Raw genomic sequence first — 14,058 nt, forward strand, 5'->3', positions numbered from 1 at the left:
GAGAAATAGCGACGAATAAGAGACTGCAATCCTACTTATAACACAATGTTTTTAAACTTAAACATAAAGTTTAATTGTAGAAACATTAAAAATAATTTAATTGTTAGTGTATTTTTTAGACCAATGGTTGTATCCTAGTTATAAATAATATTTGAGATAATGGATATTCATACATGGGGTGATGACATGACAAAAGATAAAGGGCTGTTTTCTCCGACGCAATTATTACTTGGATTCATTTTACTGATGACATTTGTGGTTGGGCTAAGTGTCAAACCGTCGAATGCATCTGCGAGTTCGCTTGAAGCAGATTTTAGTGGGGCGGCTGTTAAATATAAAGTTCCCATAAACCTGTTGAAGGCCGTTTCTTACAACGAAAGCTTATTTAACAATCATAGCGGTAAGCCGAGTGTTGCAGGCGGATATGGCGTCATGCATCTGACAGATACCAGCGGTTTGACGCCAAACGGTGCGGATTCCAAGGCAAGTAAGATACCAAACGTATCTGCACTTCATACTTTACAGAAGGCGTCTAAACTGACAGGAATTAGTGCTCAAAAGCTGAAGACCAGTTCCAAGGCGAATATTGAGGGTGGGGCTGCATTATTGGCTTATTATCAAAAGTCATTGAGTAAACCACTGAGCTCAAATGTGAATTCTTGGTACGCAGCTGTGAAAAAGTATAGTCAATCTGATTCCAAAACAGCAGCTGACTTTTTCGCTGCCAACGTATATAAAATTCTCGCTAAAGGTGTTAAGAAAAACGGGGTAACGATTTCTGCTCAGAAGGTGAATGCATTGAAGGATGAAGCCGTTGATACGACCAGCAATGAATCTGCCAATACGGACGGTCCTGCTGGTTTGCCGGTTGAATGGGTCGCCGCGTTGTACAAGGAATTTGATGATCAAGGGGATTATGGCAATTACGATCTTGCCGACCGGCCCAACGATATGAAAATCAACTATATTGTGATTCATAATACTGAAACCAGTTTTCAAGATGCTTTAACACTCTTCTCAACGCCGACTTATACATCCGCAAATTACGTCGTGAGCTCAGTGGAAGGCACTGTGGCTGAAATGGTCCGACCGCAAAACGTCGCTTGGCATGCCGGAAACTGGTACATTAACGCCCATTCGATTGGAATCGAACATGAAGGTTATGCGGCTGTTGGCGGATTTTGGTACACCGAGAACATGTACAAGTCATCAGCAGCTTTGGTCAAATACTTAGCCGCCAAATATAATATTCCATTGGATCGGCAACATATTATTGGCCACGACAACGTTCCGGGCTTAACCCCCACTGCCCAAAAAGCGATGCATTGGGATCCGGGAACTTATTGGAACTGGAATCATTACTTCGATTTGTTAGGGGTTGATTTATCCCAGGGACAAGGGGATAGTTCTTCAAACATCATCACAATTACCCCGAATGAGAAAACCAATCTGACGTCTGATTCAGGGCAAAAGGTAACTGATGATGGCGTTGACTTGCCGCTGGCAGGCTCCAACTTTGTTTACCTATATAAGCAGCCCGGATTTTCTTCAGATCTGATTAGTGACAAAGACTTTTCTACTGGACAGATCGGAACGACGGAAAAGGATGACTGGACTGATAAGGCGGTCTTTGGCCAGCAGTTCTCAAAGGTTGGCCAAAACGGTGATTGGACAGAAATTGATTATGGCGGTCAAAATGCCTGGTTTTATAATCCAGACAATTCCAACTCCACAAACGCAACAGGTAAGCTGGTAACCGTCAAAGGATCGAAGTCAATTCCAGTGTATGGGAGTGCCTATCCGGCCAAGAGTATTTTGAAGAAAAACAAAGTCACTGGAATAACGCCAACACCACTGTATCAAATGGAACCGAGACAGAAGTATGTCTACGGCGGAACGGTGACATCAGATTATTTCAACTCACACTTTGATTCCAACTCGGCAAAAAACGTTATTCATGGAACCGATCAGTACTATCAAATTCAATTCAACCATCGAATCGCGTTTGTAAAAGCTTCGGATGCAAACATCATTCAATAATGATCAACAAGTAGGAAACTGGGATGTCTAATAAGGCACTGGTTTCCTACTTTTTTGATTCCAATGGTATAAAATATAACATGAATAGCCGTTTTGTTCGGAACGTCATCGAACAAGGATAAATACCATGGTCGTGTAAGGTATTGGTATACATCAAAATTTCGAGGTTATTTACGGATTGATGTTGACTTTTTGAAAAATGGGTATATATTAATAAACGTAAGTTGATGTTACAAAACATTACATGAAATGAGGAATTGAGAATGAGAATTGAGAGAGATTGCATTGGAGAAATGTTTGTACCAGATAATGTGTTATACGGAATCCATTCGTTACGAGCAAAACATAATTTTCCAATCACCGATGAAAAGGTGGATCATGCCGTTATTCAAAGCTATCTGCAAATCAAGAAAGCAGCTGCTGAAGCTAATGAGCTGGCTGGGACTTTGGATAAACAAAAAAGTACATTGATCATGTCGGCCTGCAACCAATTGTTATTCTCAAACGATTACAGTGCCTTTATCGTTCCTGCTATTCAGGGTGGGGCAGGTACCTCGACTAATATGAATGTCAATGAAGTGGTTGCCCAGCTTGCAATGCGGTTAGGGACGCAGTCGGGTAATGAACCTGTTGAAATCAAGCCCAATGATGATGTCAACCAGTCACAGTCGACTAATGATACATATCCAACGGCCGGAAAAATGGCAATGTTAAAACGCTTGTCACCATTGCTGACATCGGTATCGAAACTAGTTGATTCTTTAACAGATAAAGCTGACGAATACAAATCAGCAATTAAAGTCGGCAGAACCCAGCTTCAGGATGCTGTCCCAACCACATTCGGAAGAACCTTTAACGCTTATGCATCGATGTTTAAGCGTGATATACTCCGTCTAAAGCATGCCCAAAAGGTTTTGTCACAGGTTAATCTCGGTGGCACAGCGATTGGAACCGGGATTAACGCAACGGATGATTATCAGGACACAATCATTCCAATCCTGAACAAATATTCACATCTCAACTTACACCAGGCTGCTGATCTGGTTGACGGTACCCAGAACAGCGATGCATTTACAACTATTTCTGGAGCGATGAAATCCTTGGCGGCCGATTTATCAAAATTCAGCAATGATCTTAGATTGTTATCAAGCGGTCCACAGGCCGGTTTAAATGAACTAGAGCTACCTAAAAAAGCAGCCGGCTCATCGATTATGCCGGGTAAAGTTAATCCGGTTATTCCAGAAGTTGTCAATCAGGTCGCATTTGAAGCAATTGGCAATGACGTCACGGTTACAATGGCAGCAGAGGCCGGCCAGCTGGAACTCAACGCATTTGAACCAATCATGTTTAAGAGTATTTTGACCAGCGAGATGCATTTGACCCGAGCCATTGATACTCTAGTTGATAATTGTGTCAGCGACATTAAGGTTAATGTCGAGTATTGCCGAAACGAAGTGGAGCATTCATCCATTGCGGCGACGGTTCTCTCACCATTGTTGGGATATGAAAAGACAACTGCACTAATTAAGGAAGCATTGGCTACCAAACAATCGGTTAAGGAAATTGTTAAACAAAAGCAATTATTGCCTGATACTTTAGTTGATAACTTGTTTACACCGGAAGTTCTTACCAATGTCAGCAAGGTGAAAGACGAACGAACGGCAGCAGGATCAACATTAAATTAGAAAAATCACAGTTGGAGCCAGTCTGAAAGGACTGGCTCCTTTTTGTTTAGAAAAATCTGCACATAACCTACCAATATTTTAAATAGGGATATAATTGAGTTGTTTGGTACAACAATTTGGGGTGATTTAAGATGCAAAAAAATAAGTCAACATTGATTGATGATTATGCCAAAGCAGATCCAACTCAATTAATGAACAAGTTTCAGACCGGAAACGAAGGATTGTCGCATGCAGAAGCTGCTCGCCGGTTGGAAAAGTACGGTGAAAATACAATTCGCCAAGCTAAAAGGCGGTCGGAGCTGTTAATCTTTCTTGAAAATTTTACTTCATTGATGGCAATCCTGTTGTGGGTCTCTGGTATTATTGCAATCTTTGCGGGGATGCTTGAACTCGGCATTGCGATTTGGGCAGTCAACGTTATTAATGGCTGCTTTTCATACTGGCAGCAGCATGCGGCTCAAAAAGCAACCGATTCATTAAAAAAGATGCTGCCGTCATACGTTAAAGTCCGCCGTGACGGTAAATTTCAACAGATAAAAGTAGAACAGCTGGTTCCTGGTGATATTTTCGATATTCAAGCCGGGGATTCGATTCCTGCGGATGCTCGGGTGTTCAATCCATCTAATTTACAGGTCGATGAATCCTCGCTGACTGGTGAATCGGTGCCTGTTGAAAAAGTCGCCCCTTATCAGCACGGTGACGGGGAATTTGCCCAACAGAATATTGTCTTCGCAGGAACAATCTGTACAAGCGGGACTGCATCAGCAATGGCTTTAGCCACTGGAATGGTTACCGAATTTGGTCGGATTGCGACGTTGACCGAATCCCAAAAGAAGACCATGTACCCATTGGAACGGGAGTTGAACCATTTAACCCGTCAATTAACGGTGATTGCCATTATGATCGGGATTGCCTTCTTTTTACTGGCGATTTTCTTCGTAAAATATCCAGTGACCAAGTCGTTCATATTTGCTTTGGGGATGATTGTTGCCTTTATTCCGGAAGGCCTTTTACCAACGGTTACTTTATCGTTGGCGCAAGGGACTCAGCGGATGGCAAAAAAACACGCGTTGTTGAAAAATTTAAGCAGTGTCGAAACATTGGGCCAGACGACCGTCATCTGTTCGGATAAGACAGGAACTTTGACCCAGAACCAAATGACAATCAACCACTTATGGCTGCCGGGAAAGCAGTATGAAGTGACAGGAACCGGTTATGTCACCAATGGTAAGATTCAAGCCAACGGCCAGGATGTCGATCCGGCAAATGAACCTGATCTTAATAAATTACTAATTAACGCAACGATTAATAATGATACAGAGGTCACTGAAGGAAAAGCGGACGAAAAATCCAAAATTTTGGGAACGCCTACCGAAGCCGGCTTGGTGATTTTAACTCGAAAAGCCGGAATTGATGCCAAAGCTCAAAAGACTCAGTTCCCACGACTTAAAGAATTGCCGTTTGATTCCGGCAGAAAACTCATGTCAGTCATTACCAAAAATTCTCAAGGGCAATTAGTTATCAACACCAAGGGGGCCTTGGGAAGTGAATTGACGATTTGTGACCGGATTTTGGAAAATGGGCAAGTCCGTCCACTTACAGATGATGATCGTGCCAAAATCATGCAGGTTAATGAAGATTATTCAAAGCGGGGATTAAGAACACTTGCATTTTCGTATCGGATAGTTGACGGTGAAGATCCCTTGGCTGATCAATCAATGGCGGACTGCACAATTGAGACTGCAGAGAAACATATGATTTTTGTCGGTCTCGCGATGATGTCTGATCCACCGCGACCAGAAATATTTGAAGCGGTCAAAAATTGTCGAAGAGCCAATATCCGGATCATCATGGTAACTGGTGACAGTCCGGTTACCGCTAAAAGCATTGCCACTCGGATTGGGATTACTTCTGACAAGGTTCGGGTAATTTCCGGTGATGAATTGGACAAAATGTCCGATCAACAACTGCAAGAAGCCGTTAAGCATGAAGTGATCTTTGCCCGAGTTGCTCCAGAACACAAATTCAGAATTGTATCAATGTGTCAGAAGAATGGTGAAGTGGTTGCTTCAACTGGAGACGGGGTAAACGATGCGCCTGCACTTAAACGTGCCGATATCGGAATTGCGATGGGCGTCACCGGAACCGATGTCGCCAAAGATGCTGCTGATATGATTTTGACCGATGATAATTTTGCATCAATTGTCAGTGCGATTGAAGAAGGGCGGACAGTTTATAGTAATCTGCAAAAGTTCTTACTATATATATTGACCAGTAATGTTCCTGAAGCTGCACCATCGGTTATCTTTCTGCTAACCCGCGGGCTGGTTCCATTACCATTGACAGTTATGCAGATTTTGACTGTTGATTTGGGAACCGATTTACTGCCAGCTCTGGGGTTGGGAACTGAAAAAGCCGAACCTGGCATTATGGATTTACCACCTCGGCCTCTGAACAGTCACCTACTGAACCGGTCGATTATTTGGAAGGCGTTCGGTTGGTATGGCATGATTGCATCCATTATTTCAACGTGTGCCTACTTCTTTGTTAACCACGTTAATGGCTGGCCCAATGTACCTTTAGCACCGTCTGGGCAAGTCTATGCGGAAGCAACGACGATCACTTTAGGTGCCATCGTCTTTTCACAAATTGCTTCAGCCATGAATTGTCGGACTCAGATTTCCTCGGTATTTTCGATTGGTCTTTTCAGCAACCATCGAATTTTGATGGGAATTGGTGTTGAAATTGGTTTAATTGCGTTACTGATGTACGTACCATTTCTCCAAGGCGTCTTTAATACCGGTCCACTAAATGTGGCAGAGTGGATTTTCCTTTTCTGCATCCCTGTACCACTGTTCTTAATCGAAGAGTTCCGGAAGCTGATTGTCCGTAAAATCAAGGCACGTCACCAACAAACTTAAAATGATAGAAACAATAAGTCATCCAGTTCGATATGAATTGGGTGATCTTTATTTTTGTTGCAGATGCAACAAAAATATTATAGGATAGTTGTGAACATGAACGCTGAGGAGGTCAAAAGGATGGCAGAAATTTTAAGGTCAATTGGGATCATTGCCCGGGCACTCGACTCGATTGCAAATATTGAATTTAAACAATACGATTTAACCAAAGGTCAATATTTGTACCTCGTCAGAATTGGAGAAAATCCCGGCTTGATTCAGGAACAGTTAGCCGAAATGGTCAAAGTGGACAGGACAACCGCTGCGCGTGCAGTTCAAAAACTTGAAGCAAAAGGGTTGGTTACCAGGTTACCGGATGACAACAACAAGAAAATCAAGCGATTATTTTTGAGCAAGCAGGGTAAGAAAGTATATCCCATCATTGAACGGGAAAATGCCTATTCGAATCAAGTTGCACTAGAATCTTTGAGCGACCAGCAATCTGTCGAACTTGAACGACTGCTTAATATTGTGAGCCAAAATATTGATAAAAATTGGAATTATGTAAAAAAAGGTAATCAGCGCCATTATTAGGAGGCAAACGTGTCAGTGGCAATAACAAAATGTACAATATCAGATTTGAAAGCACTACAGAAAATCAGCGGTGAAACTTTTGCGGATACTTTTGGCCCATACAATTCTGCCGAAAATATTCAAAATTACATTCAGCAGTCATACAATGACCAGCAATTAACTAAAGAAATGGCTGATCCGCATTCACAGTTTTACTTCATCAACGTCGATGGTCGTCCAGCCGGGTATCTTAAGGTCAATGTCGGGGATGCTCAAACTGAAGAGATGGGACCGAACGGCTTGGAAATTCAACGGATCTATGTGCTTCCCGAATTTAAACACCAAGGTCTGGGGAGCCAGCTGCTTAACAAGGGAATTTCAATTGCCGAACAATTAAATAAGTCATTTGTTTGGCTGGGCGTTTGGGAAAACAATCTGTCAGCATTGAAATTTTATCAAAAGTTTGGCTTTAAGCAGCATTCTGATCATGTATTTACCCTGGGTGGCAGCCGACAGCGGGATTTGATCATGAAAAAAACAATTAAGTAAAGGAGTCAGCAATTATGAAAAAATTTATTCTGGATCCAAAGACCATTGAATTATTTCCAGACATTCAAATCGATGTTTTAGTATTGAATGGAATTGATAATCATGTAAATGAAAAAGATGATCCATATTTCCAAACACTTTTAGATGAAGGAACAGGGGCTGCTGAGCAATTTATCACTGTCGAACCGTTCCGTGACAATCCAGTGGTTGCGCAATGGCGGGAAGCGTTTCGCAAATTCAAGACGAAGAAGGGTGCCCGATCAACAATCGAAGCCCTTCTTAAACGGGTCAGCCATGGTAAGACATTCTCACCAATCAGCCCACTGGTCGACATTTATAATAGCCAATCTTTGAAATATGGTGTATCGGTAGGCGGTGAAAACATTGACGCGATTGCTGGTGATATGCATCTCGGAGAGGCAAAGGGAGGCGAATCCTTCCTGCCATACGGTGAAGACGAGGATATGCCAGCGCTGCCGGGTGAAATTTGTTACATGGATGATAAGGGCGCCGTTTGCCGGTGCTTTAACTGGCGCGAGAATCAACGAACCGAGTTAACCGAAGATACCACCCATGCAATTATTGATATCGAATCAATCAATAAAGATCAAGCTGAGAGATCAGACGTTGCGATAAAGGAAATTCAGCGTTTATGCAAAGACTACTTTAAAGTAGAAGGCAAGCTGCTTCGATTAACGGCCGACCATCCGGAAATTGTGATTGCGGATTAATAGAGTAAACAAAAACGATTGGAATTCTTCCAATCGTTTTTGTTATTTGCTGTATTTGTCAGCAATATTATACGTAATCTTGCCTTGATTAATTTTTAAAAGCACCTTTTTCTTATCGTGCTTATCCACAACTTTGAACTTTGCGTTAATTTGGTCGGCATAAATTCCACTAAAAGCTTTTGATCGATTCTGTGCCCGCTTAACCAGATAATTCCATTGAGCGGGTTTGCCAGCCTTCAAATTTTTAACTGCCTGGCTGGACTTGTCGATCTTAATGATGACACCTTTTTTCTTGTCAGCTTTTACAGTCGGTTTTTTGCCGTAAGGGGTATCCACTTTTGCGTTAAAAAGATACTGGGTCAATTCCCGACCGACTTTGTTATGGCCTGGTCCGTCTTGCAGGGTGAATAAGCTACCCACCCAAAGAATGACAGCTGCCGAAACGACCAACGTTACAAATTTACCAACTGGTTTTTCGTACCATTTTAACAGTTGTTTTGCATCTTTGCTTTGAATCTCATCATCCTCAAGCCAAGGCTGTTTTGCCCCACAATATGGGCAAAAATTTGAATATGCGGGGATCGTCTTCCCACACATTACACATTTCTTGGTCTTTTCTTCCGCCATTCTGACTGCTCCTCCAATATGAACCTCTGTTTAATATACCTGTCAATTATAGCAAAGAATCGTGAGTTTGGAGCAGTTATCTGATGAAATAGCGTTAATGGGGCAAATGTTTGTCAACAAATTCTTTAATTGGCATTCTAAAATCAAGATAATATTTTTCCAGATCTTCTCTGGACCAGTTCCACCAGGCAATTTTTTCCAAGTCGGTTTTGATCTCATCAGGGAACCGATCCTTGATAGGTTTTGCAGGGACACCACCGACAATCGTATAAGGGGCAACGTCTTTGGTGACCACGGCCCCTGAGCCGATGACAGCACCATCACCAACGGTCACGCCGGCTTGGATGATAACGCCATGGCCAATCCAGACATCATTTCCAATCGTTGTGCGCAAATGGGTTCGATTTTCCAAGAACTCGGTATCTGGATGACCAAAACCGTATGCACCGCCGTTATACGCAAAAATATGCTGTGCCGGCCGATCGTAGGGGTGGTTCGTTGGTCCGATTCGGATCATCGCTGCCATACTGATGAACTTTTTGAGATCACTGTTCTGAATGAAACAGTACTGACCGGTGTAGGTATAATCACCGATTGAACTATTATCAATTAAATTGCTGCTTCCTATTTCCACCCATTCCCCGAATGTAGTATTCTTGGTTTGAGTCATTTTTCCAATCGTTGGTTTATCTTTTGATAGTTTCACAAAATCAATATGCATACGGCCAACCTCTTTCTCTGAGATATTTTTCTAACAACTATTATAATATGTTTTTAAACAATTTAGTTAAAAGGAGCTTACAAATGTTTGAAGTAAAGACGATTGACCGATTTGACCTGACCGATTTTGCGGGTGATGTGTTTCGAACTTCCAACACGGATACCCCCGATGCAATTCTGGTTCGAAGTTCCAAAGTCGACGACAGCCTGATATCGAAGCGACTGCTATTGATTGCACGTTCAGGGACTGGTACCAATACGATTAATGTGGATGCGGCGACAGCAAATGGCACCGCTGTTTTTAACACACCCGGGGTTAACGCAAACGCAGTGAAAGAATTGATTATCCAAAATTTATTCAGGTGTCTGCGACCCTTGAATGGTGCAGTGGAGATGATGAAACAGCTTAAAGTAGAGCCCGGTCAAGATTTACAGGAAGCTGCCGAAGCCAAACGGGGCGACTTTATTGGTGAAGAACTATATGGTCGAACTCTTGGAATTCTGGGGCTGGGAACGATCGGTCAGCGATTAGCGGACGCATGCTACCACATGGGAATGCAGGTCATCGGCTATAACCGTAGCTTTAAGAATCTCCGCCATGTTCAGCAGTTGGATACCATTGATGAAGTTCTGGAACAATCGGATTTTGTGGTTGTTCTGCTGCCATTGACCGATCAGACAAAGGGCTTGTTGGGGCGCAAACAATTTGAGAAAATGCGGGATACGGCTTACCTGTTGAATTTTGGCAGGGGTCCAATCGTGGATAATCAAGCTGTTGTCAAAGCGTTGAACCATAATGAGTTTGCCGGGTACGTTTGTGATTTTCCTAAAACCGAGCTCCAAGATCATCCAAAGATCACACTGTTACCGCATTTGGGCGGAAACACAATCGAGGCATTGACTCATTCTGCCAACTTAATTCTGCAAAACCTTTTGGACTTTTTGGAGTACGGAACCGTTCGGAATTCAATTAATTTTCCGCGAGTTGATCTACCGTTCATGAGCAATCAAAGACTAACGTTCTTTTTCCATGCCCGTGACAATATGTGGGTGGACATTGCCGGCATCTTGTCCAGCTATGATCTGCCGGTCCAAGAATTGATGGGCAATACCAAAGACAACTACGGCTATACCATGGTTAATACAGATTTGGCGGAAACAACGCCTAAGCAGGTTCAATCCTTGTTCAATGATTTGAACAAAGTGGAAGGCATGATTCGGGTTCGTCTGCTGAACAACCCAACTCAAGGTGAGTGGCAATAAGATTGTAATCTCTTTTACAAGCAATAAATTACTAATATCTCGGTAATTTATTGAATTTTACTAAAACAACCGATATAATGAAATATGTAAGCGGTTAAACCAGCAATCTGAATGATTTTTCAAAGGAAATTTCCTTTTGAACGATCACTTTCTTTTTTGTTGGACTTAATTGCTCACTAAATAGCAAAATAAATGTAATGGAGATGTGATTATGCGAATCAAAGCAGCTGTTGTTAATCAAAAGGGCGGAGACTTCGAAATGAAGGATGACGTCGAATTAGCCGACATGCAGCCAGATGACTTACAAGTTCATATGGTTGCCACCGGTATCTGTCATTCCGATGAAGCATTACGTAAAGGTACTGCAGAAATTGATTACCCAATCGTTCTTGGTCATGAAGGATCAGGAATTGTTGAAAAAGTTGGTTCAGAAGTTAAAGATTTCAAACCCGGTGACCACGTTGTTCTTTCGTTTTATGGTTGTGGAAACTGTGTTAACTGTTTGAAAGGAATTCCAACCCAGTGTTTGAACTACGCTGCCAACAACTTGTCAGGTGTCCGTCCTGACGGTAGTGCCCACTTTACAGAAAATGGTCACAAAGTTGCCGATATGTTTGATCAATCCTCATTTACAACGACCACAGTTGTTCGCGAAAGAAATGCAGTTAAAGTTCCCAAGGACTTGGACTTGCGTCAACTCGGACCCCTTGGCTGTGGTTATGTAACCGGGAGTGGAACTGTCTTCAATACTTTGAAGCCTGAACCAGGTTCAACGATTGCTGTATTTGGTACCGGTGCCGTTGGTCTGGCTGCTATGATGGCTGGTCGGATTTCCGGCTGTACTCGAGTTATCGCGGTTGATATCGTTCCATCACGTTTGGAATTAGCCAAAGAATTGGGCGCAACTGATGCAATCAATAGTAAAGAACAAGATCCAGTTAAAGCAATCCAAGACTTAACTGACGGTCATGGTGTTGATTATGCTGTCGATACAACTGGCGTTAAGGCTGTTATGGAAGCTTCAATCAAGGCCTTGGCACAAGGTGGAACAACTGCTACGATCGCTGTTACCGACCAACACGTTGATCTGGACACATGGAATGACCTCTGTGTCAGCGATCGCAAGGTTATTGGTGTTAACATGGGTGACTCAATTCCACAAATCGATATTCCTCGTTTGATCAGATTCTACAAACTTGGTATGTTCGACTTTGATAAGACTGAGAAGTTCTACAAATTCGATGACATCAATCAAGCAAATGCTGATTCTGTCAGTGGTAAGACAATCAAGCCGGTTCTGGTCATTGATGATGATTACAAGCCCGGTAAATAAATGTTTTAGATAGCCAGCTTTACCATGAAGCGTCCTTCATTTTGAAGGACGCTTTTTTGTTTTAAGATTAAAGCAGACGAAGTAAATACAGTTTAAATTTTAGTAAATATTTCACAATCTTGAATTTATTTGAAATTATGAAAGTGAAAGGCGCAGTATGGGTTTCGTGATTTAGAGTGTTTATTTCACAAATAAAAAATTTAATAACTATTGAATTCATTTGTGACTCGCCTATAATAGGCATTGTAAGCGGTTGTTAGTTGAAAAGAGCAAATGATCAATTCACATGAAAGTGCTTGTGTAAGCGCGGAATTATCATTTGCTTTTGTGTTGTTTGCAATTGCTCACTGATTAACAATAAAACATTTGGAGATGTGATTATGCGAATTAAAGCAGCTGTTGTTAATAAAAAAGGCGGAGACTTCGAAATGAAGGATGATGTCGAATTAGCAGATATGCAGGCTGATGATCTACAAGTTCATATGGTTGCCAGTGGTATTTGCCACTCCGATGAAGCTTTACGTAAAGGTACCGCTGAAATTGGTTACCCAATCGTTCTTGGTCACGAAGGATCAGGAATTGTTGAAAAGGTGGGTCCCGAAGTTAAGGACTTTAAGCCCGGTGATCACGTTGTCCTGTCATTCTATGGCTGTGGCAACTGTATCAACTGTTTAAAGGGTGTTCCTACCCAATGCTTAAATTACGCAGCAAACAACTTGTCAGGTGTTCGTCCTGACGGCAGTGCCCACTTTACTGAAAATGGTCATCAAGTTGCTGATATGTTTGACCAATCATCATTCACAACAACGACTGTTGTCCGTGAACGTAACGCCGTTAAAGTTCCTAAGGACTTGGACTTGCGTCAACTTGGACCTCTTGGCTGTGGCTATGTAACCGGTAGTGGAACTGTCTTCAACACATTGAAGCCAGAACCAGGTTCAACGATCGCCGTATTTGGTACCGGTGCCGTTGGTTTGGCTGCCATGATGGCTGGCCGGATTTCCGGATGCACCAAGGTGATTGCCGTTGATATCGTGCCTGATCGTTTGAAGTTAGCTAAGGAATTAGGTGCTACTGATACCATTAACAGTAAAGATGGTGACACTGTCAAAGCTATCCAAGACTTAACTGATGGCCATGGTGTTGATTACGCCGTTGATACAACTGGTGTTAAGGCGGTTATGGAAGATTCCATCAAAGCTTTGGCACAAGGTGGAACAACCGCAACAATCGCTGTTACCGACCAACACGTTGATTTGGACACATGGAATGATCTTTGTGTCAGCGATCGTAAAGTTGTTGGTGTCAACATGGGGGATTCAATTCCTCAAGTTGATATTCCTCGTTTGATCAGATTCTACAAGATGGGCTTGTTTGACTTTGATAAGACTGAAAAGTTCTACAAGTTCGATGAAATCAACCAAGCCAACGCTGATTCAGTCAGTGGTAAGACCATCAAGCCTGTTCTTGTGATTGATGAGGACTATAAGCCGGGCAAGTAAAAGAGTGTGAGTTGGGGCGCTTAATGACTGGATGCTAAGTCTCCTCAATTCAAAATCGAGTTTGATTTTGAATTGAGGTGCTTAGCAGGAAGTCATTGCCCCAAGGAACACGTTTTCTACGTATAGTCAATATAT

At 42.3% G+C, this 14,058-nt stretch carries 11 protein-coding genes; 9 read left to right on the forward strand and 2 right to left on the reverse strand.

All coding sequences use genetic code 11. From position 1 onward, the window contains the following. Positions 1–186: 186 nt before the first annotated feature. The 6 genes from FD17_RS10890 (at position 187) to FD17_RS10915 (ending at position 8,478) form a co-directional block, all read left to right on the forward strand. Complete coding sequence (locus FD17_RS10890) at positions 187–2,040, forward strand: N-acetylmuramoyl-L-alanine amidase (protein WP_082617206.1); 1,854 nt, start codon at positions 187–189, stop codon at positions 2,038–2,040. 263 nt (positions 2,041–2,303) lie between these two features. Beyond that, entirely contained in the window at positions 2,304–3,725 is a 1,422-nt protein-coding gene (locus FD17_RS10895; protein WP_057826214.1) for an aspartate ammonia-lyase, read from the forward strand. A 131-nt stretch (positions 3,726–3,856) separates the two neighbouring features. Continuing rightward, positions 3,857–6,646, forward strand: coding sequence for a cation-translocating P-type ATPase (locus FD17_RS10900; protein WP_057826215.1), 2,790 nt, complete (start codon positions 3,857–3,859; stop codon positions 6,644–6,646). A 120-nt stretch (positions 6,647–6,766) separates the two neighbouring features. Continuing rightward, positions 6,767–7,219, forward strand: a complete 453-nt coding sequence (locus FD17_RS10905) for a MarR family winged helix-turn-helix transcriptional regulator (RefSeq protein WP_057826216.1) — start codon at positions 6,767–6,769, stop codon at positions 7,217–7,219. Positions 7,220–7,234: 15 nt separating this feature from the next. Continuing rightward, positions 7,235–7,747: a GNAT family N-acetyltransferase gene (locus FD17_RS10910; protein WP_338092502.1), complete on the forward strand. Its 513-nt coding sequence runs from the start codon at positions 7,235–7,237 to the stop codon at positions 7,745–7,747. Between the two features lie 14 nt (positions 7,748–7,761). Next, a complete protein-coding gene (locus FD17_RS10915; RefSeq protein WP_057826217.1) occupies positions 7,762–8,478 on the forward strand; it encodes a B3/B4 domain-containing protein in 717 nt (238 codons plus the stop codon). Positions 8,479–8,520: 42 nt separating this feature from the next. Here FD17_RS10915 and FD17_RS10920 read toward each other — a convergent pair whose 3' ends face one another. Both FD17_RS10920 and FD17_RS10925 read right to left on the reverse strand, forming a co-directional pair. After that, complete coding sequence (locus FD17_RS10920) at positions 8,521–9,105, reverse strand: zinc ribbon domain-containing protein (protein WP_057826218.1); 585 nt, start codon at positions 9,103–9,105, stop codon at positions 8,521–8,523. 94 nt (positions 9,106–9,199) lie between these two features. Further along, on the reverse strand, positions 9,200–9,826 hold the full coding sequence (locus FD17_RS10925) for a DapH/DapD/GlmU-related protein (RefSeq protein ID WP_057826219.1): 627 nt from the start codon (positions 9,824–9,826) through the stop codon (positions 9,200–9,202). 83 nt (positions 9,827–9,909) lie between these two features. Here FD17_RS10925 and FD17_RS10930 point away from each other — a divergent pair, with 83 nt between their 5' ends. The 3 genes from FD17_RS10930 to FD17_RS10940 all read left to right on the forward strand — a co-directional run bounded on the left by FD17_RS10930 (position 9,910) and on the right by FD17_RS10940 (position 13,923). Beyond that, positions 9,910–11,088, forward strand: a complete 1,179-nt coding sequence (locus tag FD17_RS10930) for an NAD(P)-dependent oxidoreductase (protein ID WP_057826220.1) — start codon at positions 9,910–9,912, stop codon at positions 11,086–11,088. Between the two features lie 211 nt (positions 11,089–11,299). Beyond that, positions 11,300–12,421: an NAD(P)-dependent alcohol dehydrogenase gene (locus tag FD17_RS10935; protein ID WP_057826221.1), complete on the forward strand. Its 1,122-nt coding sequence runs from the start codon at positions 11,300–11,302 to the stop codon at positions 12,419–12,421. Positions 12,422–12,801: 380 nt separating this feature from the next. After that, positions 12,802–13,923: an NAD(P)-dependent alcohol dehydrogenase gene (locus tag FD17_RS10940; RefSeq protein WP_057826222.1), complete on the forward strand. Its 1,122-nt coding sequence runs from the start codon at positions 12,802–12,804 to the stop codon at positions 13,921–13,923. The last annotated feature ends 135 nt before the right edge of the window (positions 13,924–14,058 follow it).

Source organism: Lentilactobacillus sunkii DSM 19904 (assembly GCF_001435575.1).
In the GTDB taxonomy this organism is placed as follows: domain Bacteria; phylum Bacillota; class Bacilli; order Lactobacillales; family Lactobacillaceae; genus Lentilactobacillus; species Lentilactobacillus sunkii.